Source organism: Cupriavidus alkaliphilus, assembly GCF_900094595.1.
Classification (GTDB): domain Bacteria; phylum Pseudomonadota; class Gammaproteobacteria; order Burkholderiales; family Burkholderiaceae; genus Cupriavidus; species Cupriavidus alkaliphilus.
In genome coordinates, this window is sequence record NZ_FMAD01000008.1 from 59,327 (window position 1) to 76,128 (window position 16,802).

General features: G+C 71.4%; 12 protein-coding genes. 5 read left to right on the plus strand and 7 right to left on the minus strand.

Translation table 11 applies throughout. From position 1 onward, the window contains the following. The first annotated feature begins 155 nt into the window (after positions 1–155). The 3 genes from GA0116996_RS17680 to GA0116996_RS17690 all read left to right on the plus strand — a co-directional run bounded on the left by GA0116996_RS17680 (position 156) and on the right by GA0116996_RS17690 (position 4,925). Complete coding sequence (locus GA0116996_RS17680; protein WP_092314239.1) at positions 156–1,505, plus strand: TolC family protein; 1,350 nt, start codon at positions 156–158, stop codon at positions 1,503–1,505. Between the two features lie 88 nt (positions 1,506–1,593). Then, positions 1,594–3,732, plus strand: coding sequence for a type I secretion system permease/ATPase (locus GA0116996_RS17685; RefSeq protein ID WP_092314241.1), 2,139 nt, complete (start codon positions 1,594–1,596; stop codon positions 3,730–3,732). A gap of 14 nt (positions 3,733–3,746) precedes the next feature. Beyond that, a complete protein-coding gene (locus GA0116996_RS17690; RefSeq protein WP_092314628.1) occupies positions 3,747–4,925 on the plus strand; it encodes a beta-barrel domain-containing protein in 1,179 nt (392 codons plus the stop codon). A gap of 30 nt (positions 4,926–4,955) precedes the next feature. On the opposite strand, the gene copD is transcribed toward GA0116996_RS17690, so the two are convergent. Genes copD through GA0116996_RS17710 form a run of 4 tightly spaced genes read right to left on the minus strand, consistent with a single transcriptional unit; the run spans position 4,956 to position 9,335 of the window. Next, the gene (gene copD, locus GA0116996_RS17695) at positions 4,956–5,903 is read right to left on the minus strand and encodes a copper homeostasis membrane protein CopD (RefSeq protein WP_092314243.1); all 948 of its coding nucleotides are present in this window, start codon (positions 5,901–5,903) and stop codon (positions 4,956–4,958) included. Then, on the minus strand, positions 5,904–6,290 hold the full coding sequence (gene copC / locus GA0116996_RS17700) for a copper homeostasis periplasmic binding protein CopC (protein ID WP_092314245.1): 387 nt from the start codon (positions 6,288–6,290) through the stop codon (positions 5,904–5,906). It lies immediately after the preceding gene. Between the two features lie 49 nt (positions 6,291–6,339). Further along, positions 6,340–7,368 carry a copper resistance protein B gene (locus GA0116996_RS17705; RefSeq protein WP_092314630.1) on the minus strand — a complete coding sequence of 343 codons (1,029 nt, stop codon included), beginning with the start codon at positions 7,366–7,368 and terminating at the stop codon, positions 6,340–6,342. Positions 7,369–7,394: 26 nt separating this feature from the next. Next, the gene (locus GA0116996_RS17710; RefSeq protein ID WP_244159900.1) at positions 7,395–9,335 is read right to left on the minus strand and encodes a copper resistance system multicopper oxidase; all 1,941 of its coding nucleotides are present in this window, start codon (positions 9,333–9,335) and stop codon (positions 7,395–7,397) included. A gap of 190 nt (positions 9,336–9,525) precedes the next feature. On the opposite strand from GA0116996_RS17710, the gene GA0116996_RS17715 reads away from it, so the two are divergent. Continuing rightward, on the plus strand, positions 9,526–10,251 hold the full coding sequence (locus tag GA0116996_RS17715; protein WP_092314249.1) for a heavy metal response regulator transcription factor: 726 nt from the start codon (positions 9,526–9,528) through the stop codon (positions 10,249–10,251). Continuing rightward, a complete protein-coding gene (locus tag GA0116996_RS17720) occupies positions 10,248–11,633 on the plus strand; it encodes a heavy metal sensor histidine kinase (protein WP_092314251.1) in 1,386 nt (461 codons plus the stop codon). Before GA0116996_RS17715 ends, GA0116996_RS17720 begins: the two co-directional genes overlap by 4 nt. 191 nt (positions 11,634–11,824) lie before the next feature. On the opposite strand, the gene GA0116996_RS17725 is transcribed toward GA0116996_RS17720, so the two are convergent. Genes GA0116996_RS17725 through GA0116996_RS17735 form a run of 3 tightly spaced genes read right to left on the minus strand, consistent with a single transcriptional unit; the run spans position 11,825 to position 16,674 of the window. Next, positions 11,825–14,338: a CHASE2 domain-containing protein gene (locus GA0116996_RS17725; RefSeq protein ID WP_092314253.1), complete on the minus strand. Its 2,514-nt coding sequence runs from the start codon at positions 14,336–14,338 to the stop codon at positions 11,825–11,827. Next, entirely contained in the window at positions 14,271–15,956 is a 1,686-nt protein-coding gene (locus GA0116996_RS17730; RefSeq protein ID WP_092314255.1) for a FecR family protein, read from the minus strand. Before GA0116996_RS17730 ends, GA0116996_RS17725 begins: the two co-directional genes overlap by 68 nt. Beyond that, the gene (locus tag GA0116996_RS17735) at positions 15,949–16,674 is read right to left on the minus strand and encodes a response regulator transcription factor (RefSeq protein WP_092314257.1); all 726 of its coding nucleotides are present in this window, start codon (positions 16,672–16,674) and stop codon (positions 15,949–15,951) included. Before GA0116996_RS17735 ends, GA0116996_RS17730 begins: the two co-directional genes overlap by 8 nt. Positions 16,675–16,802: the final 128 nt, after the last annotated feature.

A 16,802-nucleotide genomic window follows, 5' to 3' on the forward strand; every position in this document is an offset into this window, starting at 1 on the left:
ACAATCCGGACGGCATCGCCATCTTGTTCACAGTCAGACTGACCCTTGACGCCGGCGCGAGCGCCGGCCCCGGCTTCGGCCTCGGTTTGTTACCCGGTTCCTCCGCCTCGCGCGCGGCAAGACCTTTCCTCGCCACACTGCTGGCGACCACGCTGATGGCCGGGCCGGCTGCCGCCGCGCCCGTGCCAGCGCCAGCCGGCGTGCCGGCGCTGGCCGCCACGGCCCCGCTGGCCCCCGCGCCGGTGCCGGGTGCCGCCGCAGCGGACGGTGTGCGGGCGGCCTTGCGCATCCCGCTGGCGGGCATGGCCTTGCACGAGGCCGTCGGGATCGCCATCTCGCGGCATCCCGATATCGGCCGCGCCAACGCGGTGGTGGCGCAGAGCGAGGCCGAAATCGCGGTGGCGCGTTCGGCCTGGTATCCCAAGCTGGAATATGGCGTGCGTCCGGGCTACGGCGGCAGCTTCGGCAGCGGCGGCAACGACATGGGCGCGCGCGCATCGGTGGGCGTGAGCCAGCTGCTGTACGACTTCGGCCGCACCGCCAGCAAGATCTCGGCCGCGGACGCCTCGCTGGTGCAGCGCCGCCATGAGCTGTCCGACACGGTCGAGCAGATCGCCTACAACACCGCCTCGATCTACATCGAGCTGGCCGCGAGCCAGGCGGTGATGGCGGCCGCGCAACGCCAGCTCGAAACGCTGGCGGTCACGCGCGACAAGATCGGCCAGCGCGTGCGCGCGGGGCTGTCGGTCAGCTCGGACGGCACCATGGCCGACGTCGCGATCCAGCGTGCCCGCACCGAGACGCTGCGCGCGCGCACCCGATTCGACGTGGCGGCGTCGCGCCTGGCCGAGCTGATCGGGGTACGGCCCGAGCGCGTGGCCGAACTGGCGCGTACCGAAGATGAAGTCCGCAGCCTGGGCGACGAGGGCGACGACATCGAGCACACGCCCAAGGTGCTGGCCGCCGCGGCCGCGGCCGAGGCCGCGCACGCGCGCGTAACGCTGGCCGAGGCCGAGCGCTTCCCGTCGGTCAGCGTCGGCGTCAGCCGCTCGGTGTCGACCGGGCGCGCCAATGCCAACGACGACACCTGGATCGGCGTCGCGATCGCCGGCGACTTCTCGCTGGGCGGGCTGAACCGGCACCGCATCGACGCCGCCCGCGCCGGCCAGCGCGCGGCCCAGCAGGCGCTGGACAACGAGCGGCTGCTGGCCCGCACCACGCTGCATTCCGCCGCCACCGAGGCGGCCGGCGCCGCGGCGCGCACGCAGAGCTACGCGCAGATGATCGCGCTGCTGCGCGCTTCGCGCGACCTGTACTGGCAGGAATATATCCTCAACAAGCGAACCCTGACCGACGTGCTCAATCCCGAGCGCGAGATCTTCCTGGCCGAGCAGGAATGGATCGGCGCGGTCGCCGACGGCATGCTGGCGCGCATCAAGGCGCACGCCGCCACCGGCAGGTTCGTGGCCTTGCTGCGGGAGCACGACAGTGCAAGCCACCCTTGACACGCCGAGTGCCGGCACTACGCCGGCCGGCGCCAAACCCCACGCTGGCGGCGCGCCGGCGCAGCCCGCGCACTCGGCGCAGCCGGCATTGGCCTGGGCCGAGGCCCTGCTGCTGGCCGCCCGCCAGCTCGGGCTGTCGCCTTCGCCGGAACTGGTGCGCGGCGCGGCCGCCTGGACCGACCGCGCCGACGCCGACCGCGCCGTGGTCGAGATGGCCGCCGCCGCGGGCTTGTCGGCCCAGTTTGCCGACTTGCCCGCGGCCGCGCTGTCGCCGCTGCTGCTGCCCGCGCTGGTGGTGCTGGATGGGGCCCGGATCGGCCTGCTGACGGGCATCGCCGACGGCAAGGCGGTGCTGCAGCTGCCCACCGACGCCGGCACCATCGAACGCACTCCCGCGCTGGCGGCGCTGGCGCCGCAGGACGGCGACGGCACCGTGCGCCTGCTGCTGGTGCGCGAGCGGGTGGCGCCGCGCAGCGGCCGTCTCGACGCCTACCTGGCTGCGCGCGCGGAAGGCTGGCTCGGCAGCATCTTCACCGCCAACTGGCGCACGCTGGTGGAGCTGGGCGCGGGCTCGCTGTTCGGCAACCTGCTGGCGGTCGGTACCTCGCTGTTCGCGATGCAGGTGTGGGACCGCGTGGTGCCGGCGCGCTCGCTGCATACGCTGTGGGTGCTGGCCAGCGGCGTGGCGCTGGCACTGGTGCTGGAGCTGCTGATCCGCACCGTGCGCGTGTCGATCGCCGATCATTTCGGCAAGCAGGTCGACCAGCGGCTGTCGGCGATGTTCTTCGCGCGCGTGCTGGATATCCGCAACGACGCGCGCCCGCGCTCGCCCGGCACGCTGGTGGCGCAGCTGCGCGACCTGGAGCAACTGCGCGAGCTGCTCACCTCGAGCACGCTCGGGGTGCTGATCGACCTGCCCTTCGTCGCCGGCTTCCTGGTCATCATCTGGCTGCTGGGCGGCTGGCTGGTGCTGGTGCCGCTGGTGGCGATCCCGCTGCTGGTGCTGCCCGGCCTGGTGGCGCAGATTCCGCTGGCGCGGCTGTCGCAGCAGGGCATGAGCGAGGCCGCGCTGCGCAACGCGATCCTGATGGAATCGATCTACCGGGCCGAGGATATCAAGACGCTGCAGGCCGAGCCGCGCTTTCGCAAGCTGTGGGACCAGGTCAACGCGGTCAACGGCGAGATCGGCCTGAAGCAGCGCTTTATCGCCGGGCTGCTGCTGAACCTGTCGCAGACGGTGCAGCAGCTGGCCTATGTCGGAGTGCTGGTGGCAGGCGTGCATGGCATCCTTGACGGCGGCCTGTCGTTCGGCGCGGTGCTGGCCTGCTCGATCCTGACCAGCCGCACCATCGCGCCGCTGTCGCAGATCCCCGCGGTGCTGGGGCGCATCCAGAACGCGCGCGTCGGCAAGCAGGGACTGGACGCGCTGCTGAGCCTGCCGCTGGACCACGACCCCGCGCGCGACGCCTACCACCGGCCCGCGCTGGTGGGGCGCTATCGCTTCGAGCAGGTGGTGTACGGCTTCGACCCACAGGAGAAGCCGGTGCTCAACATCCCGCAGCTGCAGATCGCGCCCGGCGAGCGCATTGCGGTGCTGGGCCGCGTCGGCGCCGGCAAGTCGACGCTGCTGCGCCTGCTGGGCGGGCTGGCGACGCCGGTGCAGGGCCGCATCCTGTTCAACGACACGCCCTTGCCGCTGATCGATCCAGCCGACGTGCGTCGCGACGTCGGCATGGTGATGCAGGAATCCAGCCTGTTCTACGGCACCTTGCGCGACAACCTGCTGGTGGCCGATCCGCTCGCCACCGACGAGGCCATGCTGCAGGCGCTGCGGCTGGCGTGCGCCGACCGGCTGCTGCTGAACCAGGTGCACGGGCTGGACCTGACCATCCGCGAGAACGGCGTGGGCCTGTCCGGCGGCCAGAAGCAGGCGCTGATCCTGGCGCGCACGCTGCTGCGCGCGCCCAGCGTACTGCTGCTGGACGAGCCCACCGCGTCGCTGGACGAGGCTACCGAGCAGGCCGTGATCGGGCGGCTGCGGCCCTGGCTGGGCCAGCGCACGCTGGTGGTCGCCACGCACCGCTACGCGGTGCTGGCGCTGGTCGATCGCATTATCGTCGTCGACAACGGGCGCATCGTGCGCGACGGCCCCAGGGATGCGGTGCTGGCCGCGCTGCGCGGCAAGGGCGCGCAGGCCACGGGCGCGCCGGATGCGGCAGGAGGCTGAACATGGGCACGGGGATGGACACGAAAGCGGCCGCGGACTGGATTCGCATCGGCGCAGAGCCCACGGGCCCGCGCTACCTGCTGTGGGTGATCGTGGCCGCGCTGACGCTGTTCCTGCTATGGGCGGCGCTGGCCGGGCTGGATGAAGTGGCAATCGGCGAGGGCCGCGTCACGCCGGCGTCCAAGGGCCAGATCATCCAGAGCCTGGAGGGCGGCATCCTGGCCGAGCTGGCGGTGCGCGAGGGCGACGTGGTCGAAGCCGGGCAGCAGCTGGCCACGCTCGACCCGGTGCAGGCGCGCGCTTCGATGGAAGAGACGCTGGAGCGGATCGCGGCGCTGCAGGCGCGCGCGGCGCGGCTGCACGCGGAAATGAACGATGCCGCCAATGTCGCCTTCCCCGCCGAGCTGGCGGGCAACGCCGCGGTGGTTGATCGCGAGCGCCAGCTCTTCACCGCCAACCGTCGTGCCTTCCGCGAGAATGTCGGCAATCTGCGCGAGCAGCTGCGGCTGGCCGAGAACGAGTTGCAGATCGCCATCCCGCTGCTGCGCACCGGCGCCACCAATGAAGTCGAGGTGCTGCGGCTACGGCAGAAGGTGGCCGAGTTCTCGACCAAGCTTGCCGCCACGCAGAGCGAATACTACGTGGCGCTGAAGGCCGACTACGCCACCACCATGGCCGACCTGGGCCCGCTGCTGAAGGTGCGCGAAGGCCGTGCCGACCAGTTGCGCCGCACCGCCATCAATTCCCCGGCGCGCGGCATCGTCAAGGACATCCGCGTCTCCACCATCGGCGGCGTGGTAGGCCCCGGCGGCGTGCTGATGGAAATCGTGCCGCTGGGGGACCAGTTGCTGATCGAGGCGCGGCTGAGCCCGCGCGACATCGCCTTCATCCATCCGGCGCAGCCGGCCACGGTCAAGATCACGGCGTTCGAGCCGTCGATCTACGGCACGCTGCCAGCCCGCGTCGACCGGATCTCGCCCGACACCATCGAAGACCAGGTCGACAAGCGCATCTACTACTACCGCGTCTACGTGCTGACCGACCACGCCTACCTGGAAACCAGCGACGGCAAGCGCCACCCGATCCTGCCCGGCATGGTCGCCACGGCCGAGATCCGCACCGGCCGGCGCACCGTGCTGGATTACCTGCTCAAGCCGCTGCGCCGCGCCGCCGAGGCCTTGCGCGAGCGCTGAGGGTTGCCCACCCGCCCGGCAGCGCGGCAGTCATGCCGGCGTCGGCGACAGCATGCCCAGCACCGCCACCAGCGCCAGCACCAGCGTGGCGGTGCCGGCTTCGAACAGCAGGCTGCGCCGCAGCGCCCGCACTGCCTGCAGCGCCGGGCCCCGCTCGCCCGTGCGCGCGGCCGCTTCCAGCCGCGGCGCCAGCGCAAACCGGTTCGCCGCCGCCAGCCCGAGCATGGCGGCAAACAACGCAAGCTTGGCCGCCAGCAGCCCGCCGTAGGACATCGGCGCGAATTCAGGCATCACCGGCCCGGCGATGAGCCAGTAATTGAGCATGCCGGTCATCACCAGCAGGGCCACGATGCGCGTGCCTATGCGCGCGAAGCCGTTGGCGCTGCGGCTCAGCAGCGCAAGCGCCCGGCCGTGCGGCGTCGGCCCGGGCCACGCCAGCAGCAGGAACGCCGCCAGCGCTCCCACCCATGCGCCCGCGGCCAGCAGGTGGGCGACGTCCGACGCCAGGTGCAGGTAGCGCACCGCGCCTTCGTGCATCGCGCCATGCCCGCCCCACGCCAGCGTGGCCAGCGCCACGCCGCCAAACGCGGCCAGCACGGCGCAGGGTGCGCGCAAGCGGTGCAAGCGGCGCAGGTTCATGCCGGCCAGCACGAACAACAGCAGGGCCGCCATGCGCACGCACCAGGCCACGCCAAAATCGGTCCCGGTGACGATCATCGCCAGCACATGGGCCTGCAGGGCGGCATAGTCCGTCGCCCCGGTCATGGCGCGTGCCATCTCCACCAGGGCCAGCAGCGACAGGGCGATGCCCACGCCGGCGCCACCCAGCGCCAGCGCGCGGCAACGGCGCGCGAAGCGGCCGGCGCGTTCGTGCCGTTGCAGTGCGTAGAGGCAGAACAGCGGCAGCCCGAACACCAGGGCGAGGTCCAGATAAAGCGCCAGGCGCAGCCCGGCGGCCAGCCATTCCGGCTGCGCCAATTACTTCACCGTGAACGTGACGTTGCCGTTGACGGGATGGGTGTCGGACGAGACCGCGCGCCAGTCCACCCGGTAGCTGCCCGGTGGCAGCGGCTGGGTGGGGGTGATGACCATGGTCTTGGGGTCATCGCTGCCCGAGACCTTCACCGCCATCTTCATCGGTGCATGGTTGGCCATGCCCGGCATCCCGGTCATCACCAGGTTGGCGCCGGAAAACTGGGTGACGAGAGTCTCGGAGAAGCGCAGCTCGATCTTCTGCGGCGCGGGCACCTCGGCCTTGTCGGCGGGCGTCGACGATTCCAGCCTGGGATGCGCGAAGGCAAGGCTGCTGGCCAGCGCGGCGATGGCCGCAGTCATGGCGTGGATCAGGGGGCGATTGGCATGCATGATGGTCTCCGCTGAGGGATGTAGAAGTGTGATGGTCCAGGCGACCGCGTCAGAACCACACGCGGACGCCGGCGACGAAGCGCGTTTCGCCCGACTTGCCGCCGGCGGTGCGGATCATGTGCGCGGTATTGCCGAAGGTCTGGTAGCGCTCGACGCCGATATACGGGGCGAACTGCCGGCTGAACTCATAGCGCAGCCGCAGCCCCACGGTGCCGTTGGACAAGCCGCTGCCGATGCCCACTTCCGGATCGTTCTTGCCATAGAGATTGGCCTCGATGCGCGGCTGCAGGATCAGGCGCTGCGTCAGCAGCAGTTCATACTCCGCCGACAGCCGCAGCGCGGTGCGCCCGCTGGTGCCGACATAGGCGGTGGCGTCGACCTCGAACCAGTACGGCGCCAGCCCCTGCACGCCGAACGCCAGCCAGTTGCGCGCCGGGCGCCCGCTGCCGGCGTCGTTGCGCAGGCCCAGCTGGGTGTCCCAGTAGCTGGCCACGGCATGGCCCCAGAGCAGCTCGGTGCGGGCTTCATGCAGCTTGCCTTTGGAGGCCTCGCCCTCGGCCTTGAGCACCAGCTTGTCGAAGCTGTTGCCGAACCACGCCTGCGCCTCGTAGGCGGCGGCATTGTGGCCGTTGGCATGTGCCCACTCCAGGCGGTCGACCAGCACCGACGCGAACAGGTGCTCGTCGGCCATCACCAGCTGGCGCTTGTCGCCCAGCGCGTACTGGCCGACACCGAGCTGGTAGCCGCCGGAATAGGCGTGCGGATCGCGCGCGTCGGGCGGCGCGCTGCCGCCCTGCATCTTCATGTCGTCATGGTCCATGGCCGGGGCCGCCTCTTGCGGCGGCGCACTGGCGCCGTCCATGGTCTGGATCTCCGGTTGGTCCATGCCTTGCACCTGGCCGTGATCCATCCCCTGCATCTGGCTATGGTCCATGCCCTGCATGGTGGAGGGCGCAGCGGGCGCGGCCTGTTGACCGGGGCCGTGCGCATGGCCGGCATGCGGGTCCTGCGCAAAGGCTGCGCTCATGGCGCCCAGCGCAAGCGCCGCGGCCAGCATGGTCTTCTTGTATCCGGGCATCGGCATCGAGAGTTCGGCTCGCATCATCACGCCACCACCACTTCGCGGAACATGCCCGCATCCATATGCAGCATCAGGTGGCAATGCCAGGCCCAGCGCCCCAGGGCATCGGCCGTGACCAGGAAGCTGATGCGCTGCGCCGGCTGCACCGGAATGGTGTGGCGCCGCGCCTGGAAGCTGCCGTCGGGCGCCTCCAGCTCGCTCCACATACCATGCAGGTGCATGGGGTGGGTCATCATGGTGTCGTTGTGCAGGATCACGCGCAGCCGTTCTCCATGCTTGAAGTAGATCGGCGTGGACTTGCCGAACTCGACGCCGTCGAACGACCACGTATAGCGCTCCATATTGCCGGTCAGGTGCAGTTCGACCTCGCGCCCCGGCCCGCGCGCATCCATGGCCCCGCCAATGGTGTGCTGGTCGGCCAGCGTCAGCACGCGCCTGCCGTTGTTGCGCAGGCCGATGCCGGGGTCGTCGAGGTTGGTGCGGGCCATGTCGACGCGCATGTCGGTGCTGGCCCCGTATTCGGTGCGGGCATGGCGTGCGGTCTTGCTGGGCACCCGCAGCGCATCGGCGGGCGCCATCGCGTGCTGGCTGTGGTCCATGCCGGCGTGGTCCATGCCGGCCATCGGCATCGCACCATGGCCGGCGTGTCCGCCGTGTCCGCCGTGTCCGCCGTGTCCGCCGTGTCCGCCATGTCCGCCATGTCCGCCATGTCCTCCGTGGCCGCCATGTCCCGTCATCGCGCCCATCATGTCGGTCATGGTCAGCCATTCGGCGCGGTCCAGCGCGGGCACCGGCGCCGACAGGCCTTCGCGGACCGCCAGCGTGCCGCGCGCATAGCCGGTGCGGTCCATCGACTGCGCGAACAGGGTGTAGGCGTCGTCGCGCGGGGTCACGATGGCGTCGCAGGTCTCGCCGGGACCAAAGCGGAATTCGTCGACGGTGACGGGCTCGATGTCCTGCCCGTCGACCTGCACCACGCGCAGCTCGAGGCCGGGGATGCGCACGTCGTAGAAGGTGTTGCCCGAGCCGTTGATAAAGCGCAGGCGCACGGTCTCGCCGCGGCGGAACAGGCCGGTCCAGTTGCCGGCCGGCGTGACGCCGTTGGCCAGGTGGGTCAGGGTGGCGCTGGACAAGTCCGCCAGGTCGGTCGGGCTCATCCGCATCTGGTTCCACATGCGGCGCTTGTCCAGCGCCTGCTTCAGGCCGTCGCGCGACACGTCGCGGAAGAAGTCGACCACCGTGGGCTGGTTGTAGTTGTAGTAATCGCCCTGGATCTTGAGCTTGTTCAGCACCCGCATCGGGTCTTCGTCGGTCCAGTCCGACAGCAGCACGGTATGGTCGCGGTCGGCGTGCGCGCGCTCGTGCCCGGAGGCCGGGTCGATGACGATGCCGCCGTACACGCCGGTCATCTCCTGGAAGCCGGAGTGCGAGTGATACCAGTAGCTGCCGGTCTGCGTGACCTTGAAGCGGTAGGTGAAGGTTTCGCCGGGCGGGATGCCCGGGAAGCTGATGCCGGGCACGCCGTCCATCTGGTAAGGCAGGATGATGCCGTGCCAGTGGATCGAGGTGTCCTCGCGCAGGCGGTTGGTCACGCGGATGGTGACGGTGTCGCCCTCGCGCCAGCGCAGCGTCGGGCCGGGCAGCATGCCGTTGATGGTGGTGGCAATGGTCGGCTTGCCGGTGTAGTTGACCAGCGATTCGCCGATCACCAGGTCGAACTCGGTGCCGCGCAGCACCGGGCCGGCACCGCTGCCCGCCGGGGCAGGCTGCCCGTCGCGCGCGCCGCCGCCGTGCCCGGCATGCTGCGCCCAGGCGCTGCCGCCAAACCCCGCCAGGCCGGCGACCACGCCGCCGGCAGCCAGCCCCTGCACGAAGCGGCGGCGCCGCAGGTCCGGCAATCCGGAGAGCGGATCAGGCAGCAAATGGGGCAGCGCTGGGCGGCCGGGGCTTGGATGGCGTCGCATGTCACGTCGGTTCGGTTAGTCGGCACGCCAAGCGTAGCCAGCGCCACCCTACCGAGGTCTGACCGGAACATGACAATCCGGTAATCTTGCGGTCATGTTGGCGCCGGCAACGCCGGCGTAGAGTTGCCTGGCCGTAATGAAGAGCAATCTGCAGGGCGATCGGCGGGCCCGATGCGTAAGGAAAGTGCTGATGAAACTGCTTGTGGTGGAGGACGAATCCAAGACCGGCGAATACCTGCGCCAGGGGCTGACCGAGGCGGGCTTCGTCGTCGACCTGGTGCGCAACGGACTGGACGGCCAGCATATGGCCATGACCGAGCCCTACGACCTGATCATCCTGGACGTGATGCTGCCGGACGTGGACGGCTGGCGCATCGTGCAGGCGCTGCGCGCGGGGCAGAACCCCGTGCCGGTGCTGTTCCTGACCGCGCGCGACAGCGTGGCCGACCGCGTCAAGGGGCTGGAGCTGGGGGCCGACGACTACCTGGTCAAGCCGTTCGCCTTCTCTGAACTGCTGGCCCGCGTACGCACGCTGCTGCGCCGGGGCACCGCGCAGATGACGCTGGACCGCATCCAGGTGGCCGACCTGGTGCTGGACCTGACGCGACGCCGCGCCACGCGCGCCGGACGCCGCATCACGCTGACCAGCAAGGAGTTCGCGCTGCTGGAACTGCTGGCGCGCCGCCGCGGCGAGGTGCTGCCGCGCTCGCTGATCGCCTCGCAGGTGTGGGACATGAACTTCGACAGCGACAGCAATGTCATCGACGTCGCCATCCGGCGCCTGCGCGCCAAGATCGACGACGGCTTCGAGGCCCGCCTGATCCAGACCGTGCGCGGCATGGGCTATGTGCTGGAGGCGCCCGAAGCCGCCGACGCGGCAGACGCGCCGCCGGCAAACGACGGGCAGCCCACATGAAGCCCCGGCTGTCGCTGACGGCACGGCTCACCATCCTGTTCTCGCTGTCGTCGGCGGCGGTGCTGCTGGGACTGGGCGTGCTGATCTGGCTGGCGATCGACGATCATTTCGCCGACGAGGACTACGCCGTGCTGGCCGACAACGTGCGGCTGATCGAAAAGATCGCGGCCGACGGCCCGGCGGCGTCGCTGCCGCAACGGCTGGGCCCGGCGCTGGAACACCATGCCGGCTTCGTCGCCGAAGTGCGTGGCACCGATGGCAAGCGCCTGTACGCCACGCGGGATTTCGATTTCCGCCCGGCGCTGGCGGCCGCCGCGCAGGCGCCGGCAGGAAACGACGCCTTTGCCTGGGAACAGCAGGGCCAGACCTATCGCGGCCTGCGCGCGCAGCTGGCGGTGGCGCCCGCCGGCGGCCAGCCGGACGCGCTGCAGGTGCTGGTCGGCATGGACACGGCGCTGCATGACCACTTCCTGCACGCGTTCCGCAACACGCTGGCGTTCTACGGCACGCTGGCGGCGCTGGCGAGCGGGCTGCTGGGCTGGTGGGCGGCGCGCCGCGGGCTGTCGCCGCTGCGCACCATGGCCTCGCGCGCACGCACCGTCACCGCGCACAAGCTGGACGAGCGCATGCCGGTCGAGACCGTGCCGGTGGAAATGGCGGACCTGGCCGCCACCCTCAACGCGATGCTGGAGCGCCTGCAGCGCGACTTCGCCCGCCTGTCGGAATTCTCGTCGGACCTCGCGCACGAGCTGCGCACGCCGATCACCAACCTGATGACGCAGACCCAGGTGGTGCTGTCGCAGCCGCGCGACGCGGCGCGCTACCGCGACGTGCTGGCCTCGAACGTGGAAGAACTGCAGCGGCTGTCGCGCATGGTCTCGGACATGCTGTACCTGGCCAAGACCGAGCATGGCATCACGCTGCCCAGCGCGGAACCGATCGAGGTGGCGGATGAAGTCGAGGCGCTGTTCGATTTCTACGATGCCCTCGCCGAGGACAAGGGCGTGCGGCTCACGCTGCGCGGCCGCGGCCGCATCACCGGCGACCGGCTGATGCTGCGCCGGGCGCTGAGCAACCTGTTGTCGAATGCGCTGCGGCATACGCCCGCGGGCAAGGGCATCGTGGTGGAAATCACGCCGGGTGCCGACGCGGTGCAGGTGGTGGTGGAGAACGAAGGCGAGACCATCCGGCCGGAGTTGTTGCCCGCGCTGTTCGACCGCTTCTTCCGCGCCGACAAGTCGCGCGCGCGGCCCGAGTCCGATGGCGCGGGACTGGGGCTGGGGCTGGCGATCACGCAGGCCATCGTCGCCGCGCACGGTGGCGCAATCGGCGTGTCGTCCGAGGCAGGCAAGACGCGCTTTATCCTGACGTTTCGCGCCTAGTTTCTCGCCGGGGCAAAAAAGCCGCCCACGCCAGTTACAGCCGTGGGGGAGCTGGCGTGGGCGTGAAGACCACCGGATGCGGCTCCAGCGGTGATCCGATGCTACGCAAATCCCCCGTCTGCGACTGCCAACAATTGTGTCGGCGGCCGTAACAGGCAGTGCCCCGAAACGCGTCCCGGGCTGTGCTCACGTCATACCGAGGCGGGCTGCGAGGTCGGGGAAAACGGCAGCTCGATGCGGAACACCGCACCCATGCCGGGCTGGCTGCGCACGCTGGCCTGGCCGCCATGCCGCTCGGCGACTGCGCGCACCAGCACCAGGCCCAGCCCGGTCCCTTCCGGCGCGCCCTGCTGGCCCTCGTGCAGCCGCGCGAACGGCTCGAACAGCCGGGCCTGGTCGGCCACGGCAATGCCTGGCCCATGGTCCTGCACGGCCACCACGAAACGCTCGGCCGCGCGCGTCAGCGACACCGTCACGGTCCCGCCCGCCGGGCTGAACTTGATCGCATTGCTGACCAGGTTGGCGATGGCGCGCACCAGCAACGCGGGTTCGCCCTGCAGCACCGCGGGGTCGTCGGGCAGGTCGATCTGCAAGGACACCTCGCGGGCCTTGGCCAGCGCCCACAGCTGATCGGTGGCGTCGAGCACCAGTCCGCCAAGCTCTACTTCCATGAACGCCAGCGCCTTCGACTCCGCGCGCGCAACGCTGATGAAATCGTCGGCCAGCGTCAGGGTGCGGCGCGCATGCGCCGCGATGCGGGCCAGCACCCCGCTGTCCGCGGCGGCATCGCCGGCGCTGGTGCCCGCCTGCTGCGCGCGCCGCTGCTCCAGTTCGATCAGCGCCAGGATCGACGCCTGCGGCGAGCGCATGTCGTGCGACAGGAAGCGCAGCATCTGCTCGCGCTGGCGCTCCGCCAGGCGGATCGCGGTGATGTCGATCACGCTGACGATCAGGCCGGCCACGGCGCCGGATTCGCCATGCAGCGGCGCGCCATGCAGCAGGTAGCGGCGGTCGCCGCGCCCGGACACTTCGATGCCGCCCTCGGGCACCGGCGCCGAAGCCTGGGTCCGCGCCGCGGGCGCGCCGGCATGGCCGTCATGCAGGGCCTGCCAGTACGCCAGCGCCGGTGCCGGCGCCGGGCACACCGCCTCGATCAGCGCGCGGATGCCGGGGCGCGGCAGGCCCGGCTCCGCGGATCCTTCCGGTACGCGCGCCAGCACCGCCGGGGCCAGCGCCACGCAGCGCCGGTTGGCCAGCAGCACGCCGCCGTCCAGGTCGCAGATGGCGGTGGCATCGGGCAGGCTTTCCAGCCCATCGGCTAGGAAACGGCGCAGGCCGCGCAGTTGCGCGCTCATGCCGTAGACCGCGCGCATGCGGCTGTCGAGCGTGGCGCCGGGGTGGCGCGGCGCGGCCATCACGCCGGGCTCGCGCTCCAGCCGCGCCAGCTCGTCGGTCAGGAAGCGCAGCGCCGCTTCCTGGCGCAGCCAGCTCCACAACGGATAGAACAGCACGCAGCCCAGCACCGCGGCGGCTGGCGCAAACCATAGCCGGGCCAGTGCCAGCAGCGCCAGCGACCCCAGCAGCAGGCCCGCCAGCAGCAGCCCGGTGGCGACCAGCGCGCCACGCGGCGGCAGCCGCAGCGCGGCCAGCGCGGCCAGCAGCACCGCCAGCAGCGTGCCGCCGGCCTGCCATGCCGGCGACACCGCGACAATGGCATCGCCGTCGGTCACCGCCTGCACCGTGTTGGCCAGAATCTCAACGCCGCTCATGCCGCGGCCATCGCGCGAGACCGGCGTCGGCAGCACGTCGCCCATGCCGGTGGCGAGCGCGCCGATCAGCACCGCCTTGCCGGCAAACATGGCCGGGTCGATGCGGCGCTCCAGCACGTCGCGCACCGACACGCGGGCGAAGGTGCCGGGCGGGCCGGCATACGGGATGCGCAGGCGGCCGCTGCGTTCCCAGCCATTGGCTTCGGCGACCACGGCCGGCTCGTGGCGCGCGCCCTCGGGCAGCGCGCCGGCGCGGCCGAAGCCCGCCATCACCGCGGCCAGGTGCGGCACGCCGGCGGCGGCCACCGGGTGCGGGCCTTCGCGCAGGTAGACCTGGCGCGCCACGCCGTCGGTATCGACCACCATGTTGATATGGCCGACGGCGGCGCCCAGCCCGGCCAGCGGGTAGCGCACCAGCATCCCGGCGGGGCCGGGCTCGGCCAGCACCGGCAGCACCACGTTGCCGGCCAGCGCCATGCTGCGCGCCAGCACGGCGTCGTCTTGCGGGTAGCGGGTATCGCGCTCGGACAGGATCACGTCGACGCCGATCACGCGCGGGCCGCCGGCGGCTATGCGTTCGATCAGCTGCGCCAGCACCGCGCGCCGCCACGGCCAGCGGCCGATGGCGGTGATGCTGGCGTCGTCGATGCCGACGATGACGATGTCGTGGCGGGCGGGATGATGCTGGGTGCCGATGGCGATGTCGTAGGCGGCCAGGTCGGCGCGTTCGGTCCAGCCCTGGCGCGCCGCCAGCATCACCAGCGCCAGTACCGCGGCGGCCAGCAGGCACCATTCGAGCAGCGTGCGCCGGCCGAAGGCGCGCCCCGCCGCAGGCGGCTGCGCGCGCGCGCCGGGCGCGGCGGTTGCGTCAGCGGAGCCGGATGCGGCCACCGCCGTCCGGCCGGTCGCCCGAACCGATTGCGCCGCCCTGCCCATCGCGCAGCATGGCGATGACTTCAATGCGCTGCGGCACCGAGAACGCGGCCGGGTCGGGCGCCACGCCGGGCGCGGCGCGTGCCACGCGGATGAAATAGACGCCCGGCGCGGGGCGCGGCAGGTCGATGGCGTTGGTGACGGTGTGCTCGTCCGCCAGCAGCGTGGCAAAGCCCGCATCGCCCGCCAGCTGCACACGGTAGCCGGGGCCGCCGCCGCCATCGGGCCAGCCGATGTGCAGCGCGCCGCCGTCGTCCTGCAGGGTCGGCACCGGCGGCTTGGGCTCGACGCGGAACGGCACCGCGTCCGACCACGGGCCCGGCAGGCCCGCCGCATCGACGCTGCGCACGCGCCACCACCAGCGGCCCGGCGCCAGCGCCTGCGCGGCGGGCGACGCGGCGGCAGCGTGGACGGCGGCGTCGCGGGTAAAGGCGGCATCGGTGGCGAGCGCGAGCTCATAGCTGGCCGCGCTCGGCACGGTGGCCCATTCGAAGCTCACGGCATCGGCATAGCGTACTGCATCCGCGGCGGGCTGCTGCGTGAACGGTGCCGGCGGGTTCAGCCGCACCGAGACCGGCGCCTGCGCGTCATGGCCGGTCAGCCGGTGCCGGTCGATGGCGCTGACGCTCAGGTACAGCGTGCCTTCCGGCAGGCCATCGACCCGCACCCGGGCGGCATCGGCGCCGCTGGCGATGCCGGTCCAGACCAGCTCGCTCAGCGCCGCATCGCGCGCCACCCGCACACGGTAGCCCACGGCGCCCGGCACCGGTTGCCAGGCCGCCTCGAACGACGGCCCCAGCACGGTTTCAGCGGGCGGCAGCAAGGCCGGCGCCGGCAGCAGCGCCACCGGTTGCGACAGCCGGCCGCCCGCCGACACGCCGATGCCGTAGCCGGCCTCGAGCGACGCCGCCGCGGTCATCGCGCGCTCCGGTGCCGCTGCCGTTCTCGCGCGCGCGGCGCTGACGCCGACACGGCCTTGCAGCACCTCGCTGCGGCTGCCGCCGGCGTCGGCCGAAACGCGGTAACGGGTGCCGCGCACGCCGGTCACCATCATGGGCGTATGCATCTCGAAGCGGCCGACCCCTCCGCCCCCGGGCGCCACGCGGGTCTCGGCCGCGCCCTTGTCGATACGGATCACGCTGTCGACCAGGCCGCTGCGCGTGAAGGTGCGCAGCCGGTTCACCGCCACGGCGGTCGCGGGCGGCAAGGTGACGCGGGTGCGGTCCGGCAACTCGAGCGTGGCCGAGCCGCCGGCCGGGGTCTCGATGCGCGCGGCCTCGTCCAGGGTCATGCCGACCTGCACCGGCCGGCCGTTGGCGCGCACCTCGCCGCTGACGTAGACCACGCGCGCGGAGGCCGCCTGTTCCGGGATCTGGCTCAGCGGGATGCGCACGCGCGATCCCGGCACCAGCCGGTATGGATCGGCCACGCCGTTCAGGCGCTGCAGTGTGCGCCAGCCCTGCTCGGATGCCATGTAGCGTGAGGCCAGCCCGATCAGCGTATCGCCCGGTTCCACCACGTAGATAAAGTCGGCGCCCTGCGCGCCCGCGGGCCCGGCATGCGCCGGCACTGCGGCACCGGCCAGCACGGCCAGCGCGATACCACGCACGACCCTACGCATCGCGGTCCTCATCCGCCTGCGCTTCGGCCGCGGAAACCTCTTCGAAACGATAACCGTGCGAATACACCGAGGTCAGCCGCACGCCGTTCTCGGGGCGCAGCGCCAGCTTCAGGCGCAAGCGGGAAATATGCGTGTCGAGCGTGCGCGAGCCCGCCCCCATGGCGCGGCCCCACACCGCCTGCTCCATCACCTCGCGCGCCAGCAGGCGCCCGGTATTGCGGAACAGGAACAGGGCCAGCTCGTATTCGCGCGGCGACAGCACCGCGGCTTCGCCGCCGACGGTGATGGTGCGCGCGTGGGTATCGACGGTGTAGCTGCCGCGCCGGATCAGCTCGACTTCCTGCGCGGCCTCGGGATAGGCGCGACGCAGCAGCGAGCGCACGCGCGCGACCAGCTCGCCGGCGCGGATGGGCTTGAGCATGTAGTCGTCGGCGCCCACCGTCAGGCCGTCGACGATGTCGGCTTCGGCGGTGCGGCTGGTGACGAACAGGATCGGCGGCATGTTGCCGGACTTCTGCCGCACCCAGCTGACCAGTTCATAGCCGCTGGTGCCCGGCAACTGCCAGTCGACCAGCAGCAGGTCGTAGGCGCGCTCGCGCAGCGCGCGCAGCAAGTCGGCCCCGTTGGCGAAGGATTCGCATTCGAAACCGGCTTCGCCCAAAATCTGCCGGATCAGTTCGGCCTGATCCGGATCATCCTCCACGGATGCAATTCGCATACCTCTACACCCTTCTGCCAGCTTCCGACTGCAACTGCGGTCTCTGCCACGGCGTGTCGACGGCTCGGCCGGCAAGTCATTCTTTGTATTCACCCTGGCAAGGGGGCGCGGCCGTCGATCTGAACCGG